The organism is Paenibacillus sp. CF384, assembly GCF_900106745.1.
GTDB lineage: Bacteria > Bacillota > Bacilli > Paenibacillales > Paenibacillaceae > Paenibacillus_Z.
Genome location: NZ_FNNV01000001.1, coordinates 428,173 through 447,764, shown reverse-complemented (window position 1 = coordinate 447,764; position 19,592 = coordinate 428,173). Strand labels below are relative to the sequence as shown.

The following is a 19,592-nucleotide window of genomic DNA, read 5'->3' as shown; positions in this document are numbered from 1 at the left end:
GACATCCAGAATAGGTGAGCGTAACTTATCAAAGGAAAACGAAGCTTTTCTAGGGATATGTTCGCTTGAAAGCGTTTTAATATGGATGATAATAGATCATTGCCAGGAGGGGTCCCATGAAGCTGCTGATTGTCGACGACGAGGAAAGAACACGAGAGCTGCTGAGAAAGTACATCCCATGGGATGTACTGGGAATCGATGAGGTCCAAACTGCACGTAATGGGCAGGTTGCTCTGGAGCTCGCATCGGAATGGGGACCGGATATCGTGCTTTGCGATGTCAGGATGCCGAAGATGAATGGGATCGAGTTTGCCCAGCGCCTTCGGGAAACGGACGCCGCTTGTACCTTTATCTTTCTTAGCGGGTTCTCGGATAAAGAATATTTAAAATCAGCGATTCATTTAAAGGCACTCAACTATATTGAGAAGCCTGTCAATTTGGAAGAGGTACGCAGCGCCGTACAGCTTGCCGTACAAGTAAAGCTGGATGAACGCAAGAAGCAATCTGAGGATAGGCGGCTTCAAGCCGGCGTTGATCGAAGCTTGCCTTTCTTGAGACAAGAGATGGTACGCAAACTAATCGCTAATCCAACTTCAAGCCACGTGAGGCCTGCGCTTGAGAATGAAGCGACCTTCTTGTTGCCGTTGAAAGGACCTTATACGGTAGTTGCAGCGCCGCTGTACTGGGATTCCGTCGAATTGCCGGAGGACCCGACCTCTATTCAAGAAGGAATCCTATATTCGCTGAGTACCCATTCTCGCATCGGGAAGCATCGGCTGATCAGCGGCTTTGATTCACGGAACTGGCTTGTTCTCATTCTTCCGGGAGCCTATGGCAGCACTTATAGGCAGCAGAGGGAGATCATCGAAGAGCTTTATGTTGATTTGCGGAAGACGGCAGGAGAATTCATCGATCTTCGTGTAGGCGTCGGCGAGCCTGTTGCTACGCTTGAGGAAATTCCCTATTCCTATCGAACGGCAGTCAATATGAGCATTGTTCAATATTATGGCGATGGCTGCAAGCCCTTGTTTCATTCGGAGGTTACTGTGGGTCATTCACCCATGGAGACCAAATGGGAGGAAATTCGAAGCTTTAGAGATGTACTCCGTAAAGGCGATATCGAGGAAGCTAAACGGACGATACACCTGCTGACAGAGCGTGCCCGCAAGCACTGTGATCTGGATATTCTTAAACTAAAGGACAATTTCTTTCAATTTCTGCTCGTTATTCTTGAGGTGGCTGTGCAGCAAGGCATCACGGAACAATCCGAGGATGCGGAACGCAAGTACATCTGGAAAGAAGTCGACCGCAACCCAAGTTTGGATCGACTGGAGGCCTATGTGTTATCCTTCCTGCAACCTTTCTCGGAACGTACGCACGGGGAAGAGCAGGGGAGCGTGAAAATCCGGGAAATTGTTCGCTATATTCATGCGCATTTCCAGGACAAAGGATTTACGATTCAAGCGATCGCGAATCATGTGAATCTCAGTGAAACGTACTTATGCTCCTATTTCAAGAAACAGCGGGGAGAAACCATCAAGGAATTCATTACGCTAACCAGAACGGAGAAAGCCAAGGAGCTGCTGAGAGACCGCAATATGAAGCTGTTCGAGGTTGCCGTGCGGGTTGGATTTAATGACGCTAATTATTTTACGACGTTCTTTAAACGATACGTGGGTTGTACGCCCTCCGAATACCGGGAGAGAATGCCAAGATGAAGCCGACAGCCAGGAAAGCCGTTCAATGGTTCAACAACCTCAGCATCAGTTATAAGCTGTTTGCTTCTTATTTGCTTGTGATCTGCATTCCTTTTCTGCTTCTGCTCTTGATTCACCTGAATATAACGCAGCGGGAGAATAAGGAGCAGATGCTTTACTCCGCGCACAAAATGCTGGACGAGACGAAGTCGTATTTGGAGTATAAAGCGCAGGCCGTTACGGAGGTGCTTAATTTCATCGCCTTTAACGAACTGGTGCAAACGAGCGTAGCTTCCGATGCCGCTCAATATGAAGATGTGAATCTATGGGGAACCGATGCCAACAAGCTGGCAAAGGTTCTGAATCAATTTCGAAACAACGAAGATATTGATACGATTCAGCTCTATATGAAGCAAGGACTAGCGAGCGCTGCGGACAACTCGGATTACTTACGTATGGGCAGCATTGAATCCACGGAGTGGTTCAAGACCTTTACCGCGTCGAACTATGCCTATGCCTGGCTGCCATCCGCCGCGCTTGACGGTACGGCTAGCGAAGAACGAATCTCCGTGCTGCGCAAAATTCCGAATTACCATAATATCCAGCAGTTCGATGGCATGGTTCGCGCTCAAATGAAGCAAAGCGCTTTACAGTCCGTGCTGGAGCATGCCGTCATTACGCCTTCGACTTCTGCGGTTCTCCTTAACAGACGCGGCGATATTCTAAGTGCTACCTCTAAATTTGCCTACAATCAAGATCAATTACGGGACATTCTTCTTCTTCACCCGCCAAAGGTAGATAAGGATAACTATTGGAACGACAATCTGGTATTCCTTGGTACGCGACTGTCCTTCGGCATTCAAGAAATCCCGCATACGGATATGCGAATTGCGATGATCGTGCCGTATTCCGATATCCTGAAATCGACAACGAAAGCTCGGAATCGGTTGATTTCGATTTTTCTCATCGTCATTCCGCTGACACTCCCGCTTTCCTTCTTCGTAGCCTCCTCTGCTACGAAACGATTAAGGCGGTTAATTGTTCATGTTCGGAAGGTAAAGAATGGCCACTTTCAACTGGCTCCGCTGCCGACAAACGAAGATGAGATCGGGGAATTAACGCGTAATTTCAACGTTATGGTGCAGAACACGTCTCGTTTATTGGATGAGACCTATACACTCGGGCGCGAGGTGAAGAATAAGGAGCTTAAAGCGCTGCAAGCCCAAATCAATCCGCATTTTCTATACAACACGCTGGATTTGATTAATGTGATGGCCATTGAGAACGGCTCGAAGGAAATCTCCAAGGTTGTCGATGAGCTGGCGATTTTCTATAAGCTGAGCTTGTCGAACGGCAGGGAACGCGTCACGCTGGCAAATGAAATCAAACATGTGGTCTCCTATGTTCACATCCAGAACATGAGATTCGGCGGCTGCATCTCGCTGATCTTAGAGATCCCAAGGGAGCTTAATGAATGCATCGTGCCCAAAATCATACTCCAGCCGATCATTGAGAATGCGATCTTGCACGGGATTATGGAGAAAGAACGAGAAGAAGGGACGATTCGCATTAGTGCACGCGCGGTCAAAGGGGATGTTCTTATCGAGGTTGAAGATGATGGCGTTGGAATGAAGCCTGAGGAACTGGAGCAACTATTCAGTGAACAGACGAAGCAAGTTGGCGGTTTCGGCGTTCGTAATATTCAAGAGCGGCTCAGAATCTCATACGGCGCTGCTTATGGCGTAGAATTCGAAAGCGAAATGAATCGAGGGACGATCGTCCGATTGCTTCTTCCTGATCAGAGAGAGAGCAGCAGCTAGCGTAACATTTCGAAGGAAAGCGTAACTTTATCGGATATCCTCGTCTATGTAAACGCTTTACAATTAACTATATCAAGCACATAGAGAGAACAGATATGGATGGTGAAGGATATGGCAACCGAAATCGTGCCGGAACTGGCGTCTGAACCGGCACAAAGAACGGCGCGCAAGAAGAAACAAGGCGGCTTTATCAAGGAGCTGGTGAGCAATCGGGTTTTGTATCTCATGTTTGTTCCGATCACGGTTTATTTTATTATTTTCGCGTACATTCCAATGGCGGGTATCGTGATGGCCTTCAAGGAATTCAATTACCGTGACGGGATTTTCGGCAGCCCGTGGAACGGCTTTACGAATTTCCATTATTTCTTCGCTTCCGGCAAGGCGCTGCTCGTGACAAGAAACACGATTCTATACAATGTTATCTTCTTGACCTGCTATACGCTATTCTCGATTACGGCAGCTGTATTCATTGCTGAAATTCAGAAGAAATGGTTTAAGAAGTTAACGCAGTCCATGATGTTTCTGCCTTATTTCATTTCGTGGGTAACGGTAACCGCTTTCGTCTACAATTTCTTGAATTTCGAATATGGGATCGTGAATCACATCCTGAGCGGGCTTCATATCTCGGCGATTGATATTTACTCTACCACCTGGTATTGGTATCTCATTCTTCCTTTTCTCTATGTATGGAAGTGGGTAGGATACGGAAGTGTTCTCTATCTCGCGGCTATTGTCGGAATCGACCAAGAAATTTACGAGGCGGCAACCATCGATGGGGCGACTCGTTTCCAGCGAATTACCCAAATCACACTTCCGCTGCTAAAGCCTACGATGATCATTCTCATTCTATTAGGCCTAGGTCGTATCATGCGCGGCGAGTTCGATATGTTCTACCAGCTGATCGGGAATAACGGGACGTTGATGGATACGACGGACATTATTGATACGCTCGTCTTCCGATCGTTGCAGGGAAGCCTGGATTTCGGCATGGCCTCTTCGGTTGGCTTCTATCAATCCGTGTTGACGCTGATCATTATTCTCTTCGCGAATTATTTGGTGAGGCGATATGACAAAGATCAAGCCTTGTTCTAATTCCTATGAAAAGCAGGTGAATGCAGCATGAAAGACATGACCGCCCCAACAAACAAACTGGATCAATCCCCCTTATTCACTTGGTTGTCTTATAGCATTGTCAGTCTAATCGCGATCATCTGTTTAGTCCCATTTATCGTGCTTATTGCCGGGTCATTCTCCTCTGAGAGCTCGGTACTTAAAGAAGGCTTCTGGTTCTGGCCTAGGCAATTTTCGTTAGATGCTTATCATGCCATCTTCCGGTATCCGGAGGAAGTGATTTCCGCTTACCGCGTTTCAATTCTGTTGACGGCAATCGGGACGACCCTCTCCTTATTCATCTCGACGATGTCAGCCTACGTGCTTTATCGCAAAGAAGTGAAGTACCGGGGAGTATTGGCTTTCTTTCTCTTCTTCACCACGCTGTTTAACGGCGGATTAGCCCCTTATTACTTATGGTTAAGCAAGAACTTACATCTGCAAAATACGTATTCGGTTCTCATTCTGGGTCCGATGTTCAATGTCCTGTTTGTATTGATTCTGCGCAGCTTTATTCGTGGCTCGGTACCGGAACCGCTAGTGGAGTCAGCCAAAATCGACGGAGCAGGTGACTTGCGAATCTTTCTCCAGATCGTTCTTCCACTATGCAAGCCAGCACTGGCTTCGATCGGTGTCTTTACGGCACTCGCTTACTGGAACGACTGGTGGACGGCGCTGATGTTTACGAACAAGGATTACTTGGTTCCATTGCAATATTTACTCTACAAAATGCTTTCTTCGATTAATCTATCGGCTGCTATGTCCCAGCATGTGTCCAGTATCGATCAGCCAAAGGAAACGTTTAAGCTCGCGATGACAGTCGTCGCAACGGGGCCGATTATTATCCTATTCCCGTTTGTGCAGAAGTACTTTGTCAGCGGCATTACGATTGGTGCTGTGAAAGGGTAAGCGAGGAGAAGAAGCAAGATTGGCAAGCTTAAGTGCGATATAAGTTCCCTCGGGCCCGGGGGATTTGTATATAGAGGATGATACCATTCATAGGAGGGTTTCTTTTGAATAAGCTCAAGAAGAGAATGCTGCCGATTGTAACGGCACTGCTCGTGATCGCGGTTATTCTATCCGGTTGCGGCAATAACAACAGTAATAATACAAGCAGCACAGCTGAGGAAAACAAGAAAGCTGCCAATACGACTACAGACAACGCTGCGAATGCGACAGATTCTACGACGGCTAATACGGAAACAACGGCTCCGGCGGAAGAGGCAAAGCCCGATAATGCCAAGGAAGTCAAATTGGTCGGTTATTTGCTCGGCGATGCTCCCAAAGGAATGCCTGAGGTGCTTGCAGCGCTTAATGAGAAGCTGAAAGCCGATATTAATGCAACGCTTGAGCTGAACTATATCGGGTGGGGAGATGTGGCCTCGAAATATCCGCTTATTCTTGCTTCCGGAGAAGATGTGGATTTCGTATTCGCCGCAGATTGGAATTACTATGTATCGGAAGCCACGAAAGGTGCGTTCATGCCAATCGATGCCGAGATGATGACGAAATACATGCCGAAGCATAATGCGAAGCTTCCGCCGGAGGCGATGCAAGCCGCGCTTATAAATGGCAAATCGTATATGATTCCGACGTCGACGCCGGACCGCAAAGTAAATGCCGCCGTTGTACGCAAAGATATCCTGGAGAAAGCCGGTTTAACGAATGTAACGAAGTTCTCTGAACTTGAGCCGTATTTCGCTGAAATTAAGAAGAGTTATCCGGATATGATCCCGTTAAATCTGGACTCCCAATACGACCTGCCTACGCCGTGGGGTTATCTGCTGCAAGAGAAAATCGCCTATCCAGGTGCTCCGATTGATTCCGGAGATCCAAGCGCTGTAGGGGTGACCACGGATAATGAAGATCCTGCAGGCAAGATTGTCAGCATGATGGAGGAGCCTTTCCTTAGCGCTGAGAAGTATGCTACAGGGATTATGAAGAAATGGTATGATGCAGGCTATATCAACAAAAATCCGTATGCCAACAAAGTGCGCTCCAAAGACAACTTCTGCGAAGGCAAGTCCGGCGTCGCATTCGGTAATTCCATCGATCTTCAAGCGACGCTTAGCGCTTGCGCTGCCAAGGGTATCGATGTTCAACTGATCCCTGGATTGTCCCCTACCGGCCATGCACCTTCCAACAGCTGGCTGAACAACGGCATCGCGATCGCTGCCAATTCCAAGAACCCGGAACGCGCGCTGCAAGCGTTGGATCTAATCATGGAAGACGAAGCTTATGTTAATCTCGTTTACTTTGGTATTGAAGGCAAGAACTATGCCGTTACGCCAGATGGAAAGCTGACGCTGCCTGAAGGGATTACACCAGAGAACAATACGTATCCGCCGGATGCTGCAGGGTTCTGGTTCGTGAATAAGGATTTCTTCAAGCCTTGGGATACTTGGTCTGATTCGTATATCGAGCTTAACAAGAAAGTGAAAGATTATTTGCTCCCGGCTACTTACCTAGGCTTCAGCTTCAACTCAGAGAGCGTGAAGTCCGAGATTGCAAACTTGAAGAATGTATCGACGCAGTATGCAAGCCCGTTGTTTATCGGTGTGGTCAAGAACGTCGATGACGGCTACGCTACGCTAACATCGAAATTGAAAGCAGCCGGTATCGATAAGGTGAAAGCTGAAGTCGAGAAGCAAGCGGCAGCTTTCATGGCAGCGAAAGGCTAATAAGAGTAAACAATCATATCGTTAATGGAGAAGTGTTGGTCCAGGGAATGGAATTCCTGTACCAACCTTTTTCCATTACAGGAGGCGATGAGTTCCCCCATGAGAAACTATCGAATTTCAGTTCAAGACGATCGTAAAAAAATCTATGCAGGTCATATTAACCTCGGCGGCTCCAATCCGGATGGCGAGCATATCGGATTTACAAATTATTATATGGAGAAGAACGGTGAGCCTATCATCGGGATCTGCGGCGAATTTCACTACGCTCGTTATGACGAACGTTACTGGGAAGATGAGATAATCAAGGTGAAAATGGGCGGCGTAAACATCATTGCTACTTATATTTTCTGGAATATGCACGAGGAAGTCGAAGGGGCGTTCGAATGGAGCGGAAGCAAGAACCTCCGCCAATTTATTGAGCTGTGCGGCAGCCATGGTTTGTACGTCATTGTTCGTATCGGACCGTTCAATCATGGTGAAGTGCGAAATGGCGGACTCCCGGATTGGCTGTTCGGGCGTCCGTTCGATGTTCGTTCCAATGATGAGGGTTATTTGTTCTATGCGCGGCGTTTGTACCATCAAATCGGATTACAAGTGCATGGATTGTTGTATAAAGACGGAGGGCCGGTTATTGGAACTCAGATCGAGAACGAGCATAATCATTCTTCCGCGCATTGGGCCATGACATCCGGTATCAATAATGTCTGGTTGAACGGTGGGAGTGACGGCAATGCACATCTGCTTACGCTGAAGGATATCGCGCTTGAGGCTGGGATCGATACGCCGATTTATACGTGTACTGGCTGGGGAGGCGCATCGACGCCTGTTCCGGACATGCTTCCGTTATGGGGCGGATATGCCTATTGGCCGTGGATTTACTATGAGGAAGAACGATTCGCAGGGGTGAAGGAGCATCCGGCGACGCCAGAATATATTTTCCGAGATAAACATAATAACAGCATTCCGAAGAGCTATAACTTCGAACCCTTCTATACACCGGAGGACTATCCCTATGCGTGCTGCGAGATGGGCGGCGGTATGGTGCAATTCTATAAATATCGGTTCAAGCTGCCCTACAAGAGCGTCCCTGCGATGACGATCATGAAAGCGGCAGAGGGCTGCAACCTGCTGGGCTATTACATGTATCATGGCGGGACGAACCCTAAGGGGACCATCAATCCGTACACTAACGATCTGGCTACTCCGAAAATGTCCTATGATTTTTACGCGCCGATCGGTGAGTTTGGTCAAGTGAGGGAGTCGTACAAGCGGACGAAGTTACTGCATTATTTCTTCACAACATTCCAGAAGTCGTTCGCCTTAACGAAAACCATCTTGCCGGGAGATACGTCTGAGATGGACCCCTATGATGTAGATACGCTGCGATATGCGGTCCGATCCAAGGACGGATCAGGATTCTTATTCTTGAACAATTTCCAAGACCATGTCGATAATCATGATCTGAAGGACGTTTCGGTAAGCATTGAAATGCCCGAAGAGACCCTTACAATTCCGAGTCATGGCGGAATGACGATTGGCAGTGAATGCAGCACGATGCTGCCATTCAACTTTGACCTTGGCGGGATTATGCTGAAATATGCAACAGCACAGCTCGTGACCAAGCTTGAGGTTGAAGATGTGCTGTACTATTTCTTCACGATTCCCGGTGGGATGAATGGAGAGTACGCCGTGTTATCAGCGGACGTCGCGGCTATCGAGGTGGATCGAGGAGAGGTTGAGACGAGTGGAGCCTGGACATATGCACGATTGACGGAGCCAAGTACGGGAGGTATGATTCGACTTGAATCCGTAGGTGGCAAGAAGATCGTCATCTATTCGATGACCGATGAACAAAGTCTTACCTTCTGGAAAGCGGAAGTTGGCGGACGGGAGCGGATCTTGTTCACCGATGCTAATTTGCTCGTGTCCGGTCTTGAGGTTAAACTTGAATCGACTGGCGAGGAAGCCGTGTTGTTGCGCGTATTCCCTGATTTTGATAGCGAGATTAGTCTAGTATCTGGCGGGGATTTAATCGGCACAGAGGATGATGGTATTTTCAATTTATATCGGTTGCAAGCGCCTAAGCGCGAGATCGCATTTGAATGTTCGAGAGTGAAGGACGATCGTGCCATATTGTCGATTCAATCAGGCGCATTCGATGGCATCAAAGAAGCGCTGCTTCGCATCGATTACAGCGGCGATATCGGGTATGCATTCATCGACGGCGAATTAGTACATGACAATTTCTGCAACAACACGACGTGGGAGATCGGACTTAAGCGGTTCGAAGAGCGACTCATCGAGAAGGGCATGTACATTTACGTTTCGCCGATCCGCAAAGGAACCGTCTTGAACAGCAATACGACGATGGCAGGTTGGAATGAAACGGCGAAGGAACAGATTGCTGCGATAGCCTCCATAACCGTTGTGCCTGTGTACGAGATCGTATTAACCGTAGGATGAGAAGAGGGATCAGATGATTATAGTTAGGTCGATGGAACAAGGTGATTTTGATTTTCTGATGGATATGCATTACGAGTCGATTCATATTCAAGAAGGCAAACCGCCCAAGGACGAGCTTCTGAATGCACCTGCAATTAAGAAATATAGTGAGGGATGGGGCAGAAGTGGAGATCGCGCATTAATCGCGTGGAATGAAACCCAAGCAGTGGGGGCCGTTTGGTATCGCTTATTCGATGAATCTGACAAAGGATATGGATTCGTTGATCCGGATACACCGGAGTTAGGAGTTGCCATACTGCCTGATGCCAGGGGACAAGGAGTAGGTCTGGTACTCATGAATGAAATCATGCAGCAAGCCAGAGCCGACGGTTACAAAGCTCTATCGCTCAGTGTCGACCCAGACAATCAAGCAGCGGTACGGTTGTATGAGAAACTAGGATTTGAGTATTGCGGGATGTGCGGAACTTCTTGGACGATGAAAGTGGCTCTCTAAAGCCTGTGGCGTCGTGTAGCATTCACTCTGAAACTTCTAACGAACCGTATGGGGCTTATTAGACCATAAATACGAGGCATGGATTGACTAGTAAGTGACAATAGAAAAAGGCTGCCGATGGCAGCCTTTAATATTACAGAATGGAAGCGCGTGTACATCCTTATTTGGGGTTCGTAATATCGAATATTTTACCGATCATCCCAGCGGAACCCAGCGCATTCACGGCATCGGTTGGGATAAAGATGGTTGTTGCTCGGCCATCAGCCATTTGACCGAGTGCTTCAAAGGATTTATAAGCAAGGATTTGCGCATCCAAGCCTGCTGCTTTAATGGCTTCGATTCTCGCACGCTCCGCATTAGCCACATGTTTAATCGCCTCTGCTTTACCGATCGCTTCGAGCTCCTGAGCCTTTTGCTTCGCTTCTGCATCCAAGATTTGTCGCCGCTTCTCCGCTTCCGCAGCTAGGACGACAGCTGATTGCTGCGCCTCTGCACGCAGTACGGTCGATTGTTTCTCGCCTTCAGCCTGTAGAATAATGGCGCGTTTCTCACGTTCGGCTCGCATTTGTTTCTCCATCGAATTCTGAATGTCGGAAGGAATGGCTAATTGCAGCACTTCGACGCGGTCGATGCGAACACCCCAGTTCTCCGATGCCTGGTCGAGTACCAGTCGCAGATCCGTTTGGATGCGGTCGCGGTTGGAGAGAATTTCGTCCAATTCCATCTTGCCAATCGTCGCACGAAGAGCAGAAGCCACAATATTATGTATGCCTCCAACATAGTTCGCAATACCGTAAGTTGCGAGCTTGGGATCCACTACGCTGAAGAACGTCGCAAGCTCGATACCGATCGCGACATTATCCTTCGTAATGACGGATTGAGAAGGTACCGTTTCCTGATGAATGCGAAGATCGTGACGCCCCCGAATTTTATCAATGACCGGTATGATCAAATTCACTCCGGCATGAAGCGTTTTGTTGTATTTGCCAAGCCTCTCCACAATAGCTACGGTTTGCTGGGGAATAATGCGAATCCCTTTGATTACAATAGCAACAACTACGGCCAAAACAACGATAAATACGAGTATGCCAACCAAACTGCATCTACTCCTTTGTAACGAATAGTTTAGTAACACTAACCTGAGCGATGATGACTTTACTTCCTTCTTCGATTCTTTCGTTCCCAACAGCGGACCAAATTTCACCATGCACTTTGACCAACCCGGCCTCATCCGGTGAAATGGTCTGAACGACAAACGCTTCTTGTCCTACCAAATAGTCGGAGAGTGGAGGTATCGTTGATTTCGATGAAGAGGGGATTACTTTACGAAGGAGCGGCAGCAGGAAGACATACATAAGAGCAATCGCTACGACAAAAGTGAAGCATTGAACGAGAATCGGGAGTCCGGCAAGTGCGGTAATCATAGTGAGGATAGATGCGGCAGCAAGGAGTAGAAAATAGAACGTTCCCGTGTGCAGCTCGATCAATACGAGCACGGCAGTCAGAATCAGCCAAGCTAAGGCGAACATGAATCTCCTCCTTCACGAAGCGTCCATTTCTATACCTATGTTTCTACTTCTTGTTCAGAACATTTGAAGGTGTTATATGCCAATAAAATCCTACAAAAGTAAGTCTAATCCCCTATACTAATAGAGTGAAACAAAGAGTGTGGTGTGAGATACGATGAATGAAATTTGGAGGAACCGTGTTTCACAGCGTAGTTTCCGTGAATAATGAGAGGATATGGAATGAAATAGGAGGTACCGATTAAATTTTGAAAATAGTCTTACGAGTAGGTACAGTCTTTCTTTTATGGAACCTGATAGCTTGTGGCAGCGATTCTTTTTGACTTTCAATTACTCTAGGAGGGAACAACATGGAAGTATTTGCAGACTATTTGAATGGGATTGATAACCCGCAGCATCGTGCTCGCACGGAAGAAGTGTTGCAGTGGGTAGCTGAGAAATTTTCAGATCTAGAGCCTAAGTTCGCGTGGAAACAGCCGATGTATACCGATCACGGAACCTTTATTATTGGTTTCAGTATATCCAAACAACATTTGGCTGTTGCTCCTGAGAAGGCAGGGATGAATCATTTCGCGGCTCAGATTAAACAGGCAGGGTACGATCAAACGAAGCTGTTATTCCGTATTCAGTGGGATCAAGAGGTAGATTACGCCCTGCTTGAGCAAATGATCATGTTTAATATTATCGATAAAGCAGACTGTTCGACATTCTGGCGAGTATAAGGAGACACGACGATGAAGAAGCTTCGCTGTGCAATACTAGATGACTACCAGCAAGTGGCTTTGACTGCTGCCGACTGGTCACCGGTTCTGGATCGGGTGGAGGTTAAGAGCATCAATCGTCACATCGATCAACAAGATGAGCTGATCGAGTTAATCGCCGATTGTGAGATCGTCGTCATCATGCGTGAGAGAACGCCGTTCCGCGCGTCTCTTCTTGACAAGCTTCCCAGCTTGAAGCTGCTTATTACGACAGGTATGCGCAATGCGTCGATTGATCTTGAAGCTGCCGCATCCAAAGGCATTATCGTTTGTGGTACAGGAGGCGCCGGCAATGCAACCGCCGAGCTCACTTGGGCGTTAATGCTCGGCCTTGCCCGACATATCGTGCAGGAGCACAACGCAATCCGAAGCGGCCAGTGGCAAAGCACCATCGGCGTAGATTTGTACGGCAAGACCCTTGGTGTTCTTGGACTTGGTAAACTGGGCAGCCAGATCGCAAAATTCGGACAAGCGTTCGGCATGAATGTTATAGCGTGGAGCCAGAATTTGACGCAGCAGCGAGCGGACGAGGCGGGGGTAAGATTAGCTGCTACGAAGGAGGAGCTTCTGGAGAACAGTGATTTCTTGTCGATCCATCTCGTATTGAGTGACCGCACTAGAGGGTTGATTGGTGCTGCGGACCTGAAGCGTATGCGTCCTACTGCATTTCTGATCAATACCTCCCGAGCTCCGATCGTTGATCAAGCCGCACTTGCGGAAGCTTTACAGAGCGGCTGGATTGCCGGCGCTGCGGTTGACGTATTCGAGGTGGAACCGCTGCCGAAGGAAGATCCCTATCGATCGCTTCCGAATTTGCTGACAACGCCGCATATCGGCTATGTTTCGGAAGCCGGTTATGAAGCATTTTATAGAGACATCGTTCAAGATATAGAAACCTATCTATCCGGAGAGCCAATTCGAATCATGACCAAGTAGTTGCTGCATGAAATTGGTTGATTGCCACGATGCACAATGTTTAGGGAATCCATACTATAGGAGGAACATCATATCCTTATTCCGTGTCAAGGAGGGGTTCTTCACTTGGATTTCAATAAGCTGCTGCTGAACTTGAACATGGGCACATACACACGTAACATCCCCTTGAAGAATTCTTTTGGCAACGTGTTTCCCGTGTTAAATGATGAACTCCTGGCGCAGCTACTTGAGATACAACCCGGAGAGTTAGTCCTCGACATAGGCGGCGGATCTAATCCGTTCAATCGCTCGAATACAGTGACAGAGCCTTTTCTGACCCATAACTCCCATCGTTCCGGGACGGGTGTTGATACTCGGTATAATTATGTGGAATGTTTCGCGGAGAAAATGCCATTTCACGATAAGAGCTTCGATTTTGCGCTTTCCCGCCAAGTGTTCGAACATACCAACTCTCCCAAAGACGCATGCGAGGAAATGATGCGAGTCGCCAAGCGAGGGTTTATTGAAACCCCGCAGAAGATATTCGAGTTGTTGCTTGGTCCTAATCCATCTCATAATTGGTTTGTATCCCTGCAGGGGGATACGATTATCTTCGAGCGGCGGCAGTTTATTCGTCACCCGTTCGGTCATCTCTCATTAAGTACCGTTCCCTCCTCGCCAGAGCTTCAAGTACTTACGCATTGGGAACTCAAAAACCTCAGCAATGTACAATACTATTGGGAAGGTGCTATCTCGTACGAGGTGTTTGATGATCCGAAGGGATTTGATTACAGCAACCCGGACCATGCCTCCCAGTCGCATCTGGATGTTGCACTATGCGCACTCCAGCAAGGTGGTCATTATCTGGATCACCGAGAAGCGGATGCCAGAGAAGCCGTGCGACTTAAGCCAGATTGGGCACTTGCCCGTAATACGCTGGGCATTATTCTGTGGAACCAAGGGAAGAAACTCGAATCAGCAGCTGAGTTCACTCAGGCTTTTCAATTAGATCGACGCGAGGAATTTGCGCACAACGCTCATCTATCCGAGAATGAAGCACCTGTTCTTGTACGATTCGAAGATACACTCGCAATGGATGAAGCGTTCTATAAGCGCTATAGTCAAAGCAGCTATTTTGATATGAATGCGTATTTGCACCGACCACATGTGAATCGTTGATGAGGAAAGCGCTGCAGGAGGTCCTATGAGAACTTATATTTACATGGTAAGGCATGCGGAATCACCGAGAACGGACCCCAATGAGCGAACACGAGGGCTAACGGACAAAGGTTGGATTGATTCGCGCAAAATAACTGAAATGCTCAAGGATGAGGGTATCGATACATTCATTTCCAGTCCTTATCGGAGAGCAATATTGACAATCGAGGAAGCGGCTGCTTGCTACGATAAAGAGATTATCATAGTTGAAGATTTGCGAGAGATGGCGTTTCCACAAGACGATGGGAGCTTGACGGAAAAAGATCTTTATTCGTTCATATCGAACATGTTCCAAGACCCTGATCTATCATTACCTGGCGGAGAATCATGCCGTGCGTGTACAGATCGGTCTGTTGGCGAATTGACGGGGATTATGGAGAGGCACAAAGGGCAGAAAGTCGTTATCGGCACGCATGGCATGGTGATGACGCTAATGATGCGGTATTTTGACCGTAAATACGATTATCAATTTCTATTAGAGACTTCAAAACCTGATATATATAGGATGGAGTTTAATGAGGGAGTCCTGCTGGGCGTACAGAGAATGTGGCAATAGAGAAGGCGTAACCTATATGCGTTAATCAAACAGGCTGCCTGAGTGGCAGCCTGTTTATTTGTCTTATTTGAAAAAGAGAAAATGAGTCGGTACCGGTCGAAGTTGCCCGTCTGACGGGTGATTCACGATGCGGCCATTGAAAACGAGAGATGATGAACCTCCGCCGTCTAAGTTATAGCCATCGATCGCGCCGAACCGTTGAAGGAGCATTTGCGCCTCTTCAAGCGTCGCGCCTGAACTGCCATTCTCGTTGCGTCCATCGATAACGAGGAAGAGAAGCTGATTATCTTTATAATTGGCGACAATTGTTCGCGGTGCACGCAATGGGCTGGTTCGCCATTTGTCAGGTATCGGCTGTGCGTTGCCATTATGTAGGAGCACAGGTACAAACGATGCACCAAACTTCGGATTTTCGCTGTCCAGACGCGATTTGCTCGTATATTTGCCTCCGATGAGCTCTAATTTATCGTTTAGCCCAACGAAGAACAAATCCTTGTAAGTAGGGGAAAAGCCGTTCAAATACTTACCGTTCATCACGGTGGTACCGAGCGGATAACGTTTGCTGCCGTCATCTGCGAAGCCGCCGGCATTCACGCCGGCAATGGCACGGTAACGATTGACGGCTGCGAGAGTCGTTTCAGCTCCGCCATTCTTGTCTTGACCCAGCACCATTTTCATCGCTTTAGGCGATTTCAGCTTGACCTTCAGCGCATATCCGTTAAAGTGCTGCGCATGAATCACAAACAGCTGCGCGCGGACATTGTCCGAGTCGATCTGCTGCGTTGGTGCGCCAATCTTCCGCGTAATGCGCCGGTCATAAATGCGATAGGGCCGATTTGCTTGAGAAACGGCCAGCGAGACGATGGCGTTCATGTTTTTGCCCGTAGTCGTATAGAGTTGGATCGATTTCTTGAGTGACTTCGCTGTGACAAGTGCCGTTTTTTTCGCTTCGTCTAGCCCGGCAGTCAGCTTCGCGGTATCCGCCGGCACTGTTGTATGTGTTAAGGCAGGCTTCGGATATGTGCTGTCCGGAAGTGTAATCGACAGATCCGAGGCCATCAGCCATATGAGCAGTCCGATGAATGGGGCACATGCCATGAGAAAGAACCTATTGATTTGCTTAACGTTCAACGTCATTTCAGCACATCCAAACTTTTCTGCAGCTCGGCCAGTTTTTTCTTAACCTCATTCAACTGCGTGAATAGTTTGTTGCTGTTGTCGGTTTTTGAATTCGTATTATCTTTCGTGAATTCCAAGAGTTCGTTAAGTGCATCGACTTTGCCCTGCACCTTGTTCAGCTCGCCTGAGAAGTCAGTTTGCATCTGCTTCAGCTGCGCATCGTAATTCTGCTGCATCAGCGTAATTTGCTGCGCCGTTTGAGCGCTAATGTCTTGGGTCAATTTGTCTTTTACTTGGCCAGTATACCAAACTGTACCTATAACGCCGCAGCTGATCAGCAGCGCCCAGGCTGCAAGAAACATCGGAACAGAAGGCTTTGATTTACGGGAAGTTCTCTCGACAGAACGGCTTGCCGACGTCGGGACGTTCGTTTCCATGCTATGAATCGCTCCTCTTACTATCATTCAGAACCTCTATTCTACCACAAAAGTAGTAGGGGAAAAAGAAACGCTGGTGCTAGAGAATAACTTGAACCCTTTTTGTCTTCTGCTTGAAGGGGTTTAACCCGACCTATCGAATATTCACAATATAAAGTCAGAGATAGAGTGAGTAGGAAGGAAATAGTAGAGGAGAGGCTTCAGAATGAAAGAAAAATCGTTTATCCCTTTCGGTTTTCAATACTACCGCTCACCTACCCCGTACCGCGATCAGTGGGCGATGGATCTGGAAAGGATTTCGTTGAATGGCTTTAATTGCATCAAGCTTTGGGTGCAATGGAGGGATTGCCATCCTTCCGAGAACACCTTTATTTTCGACGATATCGCGGATTTGATGGATTTAGCGGAAAGCCATCGATTGAAAGTCGTGCTTAACGTCATTTTCGATGTCGCACCGGTTTGGTTTTACAAGAAATATCCCAATTCCTTGATGGAAACGGCTGACGGTACCGTGCTTAAACCGCAGGCGCTTAGCTACCGGCAAATCGGTGGTGCTCCGGGTCCATGCTATCATCACGAGCCGGCACAACGAGAGAAGGATCGTTTTCTTATGGAAGCCGTCAAGAAGTTGGGCGGCCATTCGGCACTCTGGGTATGGGATCTATGGAATGAGCCGGAGCTCACGACTGGCATTAAGCGAAAGCTTGCGTTCGAGAACCAGGTTTGCTATTGCGATCATTCGCTGCAAGCATTCGCTGTCTGGTTACACAAGAAATACGAATCCATAGACGCTCTAAATCTGAAATGGCAGCGCAGGTATGGCGATTGGTCCGAAGTCGAACCGCCGAGAGGACAAGCGATTTATAACGATATGGTGGACTGGCGGTTGTTCATGTCGGATGCGCTTACCGAGGACTTAAAGCGAAGAATCCAAGTTGTCAAGGCACTGGATACGGAGCATCCTGTCATGGTCCATACTGTGCCTTCGCCAATCTTTAACTTGATTACGGCTGGTTCGGACGATTTCATGCTTGCCGAGCCGTGCGATCTGTTCGGCAATAGTCTTGGTTCCTCGGCTTGGTCCGCAGATCTGTTATTGTCCGCTGCAGGAGGAAAGCCCGTTATCAACTCCGAGATTCATGCTCTCCCCGGTACTACCGCGCTGAAGCCTCGGAAGCTCAATTGGACCGAATTGAAACGTCATGTTCTCATTCCGCTTTCTCGGGGCATACTTGGCTATTTGTTCTGGCAGTATCGTCCGGAAACACTGGGACATGAGGCTCCTGCTTGGGGGAGTACCTATATGGATGGTAGTGAAACGCCTTGGTTGAAGGAAATGGCGGCTTTGAACTCGACTATTCAACTTCACGGCGACAGACTTACTGAATCAACTCGCCCCTCAGACGGTATTGCAATCCTATTCAGCTCAGAGAACCAAATCGCTAATTTCGCCGCTTATGCGCACTTGGACACCTATAACGATTCCGTGCAAGGCATGCATCATCTGCTCCACGATCTTAACTACAAAGTCGAATTTGTCCACGACAGACTGCTAAACAAGGAAACATTAGCTCGATTCCGATGCTTGTGGATGCCGTATCCTCTATATTTAAACCGGGACTTGTGTAAGATAATCCGCGAGTGGGTGGCAAACGGCGGCATTCTTCTTGCTGAGAATTCCTTCGGAGCGCTTCAAGCAGAAGATGGGACGCATAGCCCGATCGTTCCCGGTTACGGGTTCGACGAAATATTCGGTGTCCGTGAGACTTGGATTCACTCGGTCGAGCATCTGGACCACAGCTATCATGAAGTTATAGCGGAATCCCGAATTGCAATTCCGATTGCCTCGCTTACAGCGTCCGGTACTTCGGATGTAACTTTGGAAGGTTCTTACTATAAAACGGACATTACTGTCCGTTCGGATGTCGACGTATTAGCTGCGTTTGCAGAGGATGGCATGGCAGCCATCACTTGTGCCGATTATGGTCGCGGCAAAGCGGTGTGGATAGGCTCATTGCTGGCGGCTGCTTATGAGCGGAATCCGCTTAATGGAACGAGAACATTTTTCAGAGAATTGCTTCAAACGAAATTCGGTTTAACGCCTTATGTAACGATAGAGGGTGAAGACGGTGTTCGCGGTGATGTGCTCTCGTGGGAAGCGGAAGGGACAAGCGGTTGTTTCGTGTTTGCCAGCAATTGGAGTGATTCCGACAGGGAAGTCCGCATCCGGTTGCCGAAGCCATATTCGGCAGCAGCGTGTTGGTTTGCAGATGGGGAAGGTACATTGGAATCAAGCGGGGGTGCGGAATCATGTCTTCGTGTCCGACTTGCCCCCGGAGATATTCAGGTCTTTACAATGTGTGCGGGAATTGAAGAATAGGAAATGGGGTCGAATGCAAATCATGACAACGGACTGGACGAACAAAATTACAGAAATCACATTGTTTGTGGAAGATTTGAATCGATCGAAGGCATTCTATAAGGAGACGTTTAAACTTGCGATCCTATTTGAAGATGACGCTTGCGCGGTGTTTGATTATGGGAATACCTATATCAATCTGTTAAATCAATCGAATGCCAATGAGTTAGTTGAGCCGGCGCCGGTTGGTCGCAGCGGTGATGGCGCGCGGTTTCAGTTCACGATCCAAGTACCAGACGTTGATCGGGTATGCGAAGAGTTGAAAGAACGTGGCGTTCAATTATTGAATGGACCGATAACTCGCCCTTGGGGTCGGCGAACGGCTTGTTTTGCCGATCCGGATGGGCATATGTGGGAAATTGCGCAGGTTCTTTAAT

At 48.0% G+C, this 19,592-nt stretch carries 17 protein-coding genes; 13 read left to right on the top strand and 4 right to left on the bottom strand.

All coding sequences use genetic code 11. The features are described from left to right. The first annotated feature begins 116 nt into the window (after positions 1-116). From BLW29_RS02055 to BLW29_RS02025, 7 genes are all read left to right on the top strand, one after another. A complete protein-coding gene (locus BLW29_RS02055; protein ID WP_090975705.1) occupies positions 117-1,718 on the top strand; it encodes a response regulator in 1,602 nt (533 codons plus the stop codon). Continuing rightward, positions 1,715-3,517 (top strand): cache domain-containing sensor histidine kinase, encoded by a 1,803-nt coding sequence (locus tag BLW29_RS02050; RefSeq protein ID WP_090975703.1) that lies wholly within the window; start codon positions 1,715-1,717, stop codon positions 3,515-3,517. Before BLW29_RS02055 ends, BLW29_RS02050 begins: the two co-directional genes overlap by 4 nt. 225 nt (positions 3,518-3,742) lie before the next feature. Beyond that, positions 3,743-4,609 (top strand): ABC transporter permease, encoded by an 867-nt coding sequence (locus BLW29_RS02045; RefSeq protein WP_371264680.1) that lies wholly within the window; start codon positions 3,743-3,745, stop codon positions 4,607-4,609. 27 nt (positions 4,610-4,636) lie between these two features. Beyond that, entirely contained in the window at positions 4,637-5,536 is a 900-nt protein-coding gene (locus tag BLW29_RS02040) for a carbohydrate ABC transporter permease (protein WP_256208260.1), read from the top strand. 104 nt (positions 5,537-5,640) lie between these two features. Continuing rightward, positions 5,641-7,308, top strand: a complete 1,668-nt coding sequence (locus BLW29_RS02035) for an ABC transporter substrate-binding protein (protein ID WP_256208259.1) — start codon at positions 5,641-5,643, stop codon at positions 7,306-7,308. Between the two features lie 99 nt (positions 7,309-7,407). Then, positions 7,408-9,771, top strand: a complete 2,364-nt coding sequence (locus BLW29_RS02030; RefSeq protein WP_090975701.1) for a beta-galactosidase — start codon at positions 7,408-7,410, stop codon at positions 9,769-9,771. 13 nt (positions 9,772-9,784) lie between these two features. Beyond that, positions 9,785-10,264, top strand: coding sequence for a GNAT family N-acetyltransferase (locus tag BLW29_RS02025; RefSeq protein ID WP_090975699.1), 480 nt, complete (start codon positions 9,785-9,787; stop codon positions 10,262-10,264). A 160-nt stretch (positions 10,265-10,424) separates the two neighbouring features. On the opposite strand, the gene BLW29_RS02020 is transcribed toward BLW29_RS02025, so the two are convergent. Next, positions 10,425-11,360 carry an SPFH domain-containing protein gene (locus BLW29_RS02020; RefSeq protein WP_090975696.1) on the bottom strand — a complete coding sequence of 312 codons (936 nt, stop codon included), beginning with the start codon at positions 11,358-11,360 and terminating at the stop codon, positions 10,425-10,427. Between the two features lie 7 nt (positions 11,361-11,367). After that, on the bottom strand, positions 11,368-11,793 hold the full coding sequence (locus tag BLW29_RS02015) for an NfeD family protein (RefSeq protein WP_090975694.1): 426 nt from the start codon (positions 11,791-11,793) through the stop codon (positions 11,368-11,370). 347 nt (positions 11,794-12,140) lie between these two features. Here BLW29_RS02015 and BLW29_RS02010 point away from each other — a divergent pair, with 347 nt between their 5' ends. From BLW29_RS02010 to BLW29_RS01995, 4 genes are all read left to right on the top strand, one after another. Next, complete coding sequence (locus tag BLW29_RS02010; RefSeq protein WP_090975692.1) at positions 12,141-12,512, top strand: iron chaperone; 372 nt, start codon at positions 12,141-12,143, stop codon at positions 12,510-12,512. A 12-nt stretch (positions 12,513-12,524) separates the two neighbouring features. After that, positions 12,525-13,487 (top strand): D-2-hydroxyacid dehydrogenase family protein, encoded by a 963-nt coding sequence (locus tag BLW29_RS02005; RefSeq protein ID WP_090975690.1) that lies wholly within the window; start codon positions 12,525-12,527, stop codon positions 13,485-13,487. 105 nt (positions 13,488-13,592) lie between these two features. Next, positions 13,593-14,645, top strand: coding sequence for a class I SAM-dependent methyltransferase (locus BLW29_RS02000; protein ID WP_090975688.1), 1,053 nt, complete (start codon positions 13,593-13,595; stop codon positions 14,643-14,645). Between the two features lie 25 nt (positions 14,646-14,670). Beyond that, positions 14,671-15,240 carry a histidine phosphatase family protein gene (locus tag BLW29_RS01995; RefSeq protein ID WP_090975686.1) on the top strand — a complete coding sequence of 190 codons (570 nt, stop codon included), beginning with the start codon at positions 14,671-14,673 and terminating at the stop codon, positions 15,238-15,240. A gap of 63 nt (positions 15,241-15,303) precedes the next feature. Here the strand turns inward: BLW29_RS01995 and BLW29_RS01990 are convergent, their stop codons facing one another. After that, the gene (locus BLW29_RS01990) at positions 15,304-16,377 is read right to left on the bottom strand and encodes a phosphodiester glycosidase family protein (protein WP_090975684.1); all 1,074 of its coding nucleotides are present in this window, start codon (positions 16,375-16,377) and stop codon (positions 15,304-15,306) included. After that, positions 16,374-16,796, bottom strand: coding sequence for a hypothetical protein (locus tag BLW29_RS01985; protein WP_090975682.1), 423 nt, complete (start codon positions 16,794-16,796; stop codon positions 16,374-16,376). The genes BLW29_RS01990 and BLW29_RS01985 overlap by 4 nt, the downstream gene beginning before the upstream one ends. Before the next feature lie 205 nt (positions 16,797-17,001). Between BLW29_RS01985 and BLW29_RS01980 the strand changes: the two genes are divergently transcribed. Next, positions 17,002-19,176 (top strand): beta-galactosidase, encoded by a 2,175-nt coding sequence (locus tag BLW29_RS01980; RefSeq protein WP_090975681.1) that lies wholly within the window; start codon positions 17,002-17,004, stop codon positions 19,174-19,176. 13 nt (positions 19,177-19,189) lie between these two features. Next, a complete protein-coding gene (locus BLW29_RS01975; protein ID WP_256208258.1) occupies positions 19,190-19,591 on the top strand; it encodes a VOC family protein in 402 nt (133 codons plus the stop codon). The last annotated feature ends 1 nt before the right edge of the window (position 19,592 follow it).

Excerpts from the sequence above, each read along its gene's own strand:
- BLW29_RS02055 (WP_090975705.1), top strand. The coding sequence starts at position 117 with ATGAAGCTGCTGATTGTCGACGACGAGGAAAGAACACGAGAGCTGCTG.
- BLW29_RS02050 (WP_090975703.1), top strand. The coding sequence starts at position 1,715 with ATGAAGCCGACAGCCAGGAAAGCCGTTCAATGGTTCAACAACCTCAGC.
- BLW29_RS02045 (WP_371264680.1), top strand. The coding sequence starts at position 3,743 with ATGTTTGTTCCGATCACGGTTTATTTTATTATTTTCGCGTACATTCCA.
- BLW29_RS02040 (WP_256208260.1), top strand. The coding sequence starts at position 4,637 with ATGAAAGACATGACCGCCCCAACAAACAAACTGGATCAATCCCCCTTA.
- BLW29_RS02030 (WP_090975701.1), top strand. The coding sequence starts at position 7,408 with ATGAGAAACTATCGAATTTCAGTTCAAGACGATCGTAAAAAAATCTAT.
- BLW29_RS02025 (WP_090975699.1), top strand. The coding sequence starts at position 9,785 with ATGATTATAGTTAGGTCGATGGAACAAGGTGATTTTGATTTTCTGATG.
- BLW29_RS02015 (WP_090975694.1), bottom strand. The coding sequence starts at position 11,793 with ATGTTCGCCTTAGCTTGGCTGATTCTGACTGCCGTGCTCGTATTGATC.
- BLW29_RS02010 (WP_090975692.1), top strand. The coding sequence starts at position 12,141 with ATGGAAGTATTTGCAGACTATTTGAATGGGATTGATAACCCGCAGCAT.
- BLW29_RS02005 (WP_090975690.1), top strand. The coding sequence starts at position 12,525 with ATGAAGAAGCTTCGCTGTGCAATACTAGATGACTACCAGCAAGTGGCT.
- BLW29_RS01995 (WP_090975686.1), top strand. The coding sequence starts at position 14,671 with ATGAGAACTTATATTTACATGGTAAGGCATGCGGAATCACCGAGAACG.
- BLW29_RS01990 (WP_090975684.1), bottom strand. The coding sequence starts at position 16,377 with ATGACGTTGAACGTTAAGCAAATCAATAGGTTCTTTCTCATGGCATGT.
- BLW29_RS01985 (WP_090975682.1), bottom strand. The coding sequence starts at position 16,796 with ATGGAAACGAACGTCCCGACGTCGGCAAGCCGTTCTGTCGAGAGAACT.
- BLW29_RS01980 (WP_090975681.1), top strand. The coding sequence starts at position 17,002 with ATGAAAGAAAAATCGTTTATCCCTTTCGGTTTTCAATACTACCGCTCA.
- BLW29_RS01975 (WP_256208258.1), top strand. The coding sequence starts at position 19,190 with ATGCAAATCATGACAACGGACTGGACGAACAAAATTACAGAAATCACA.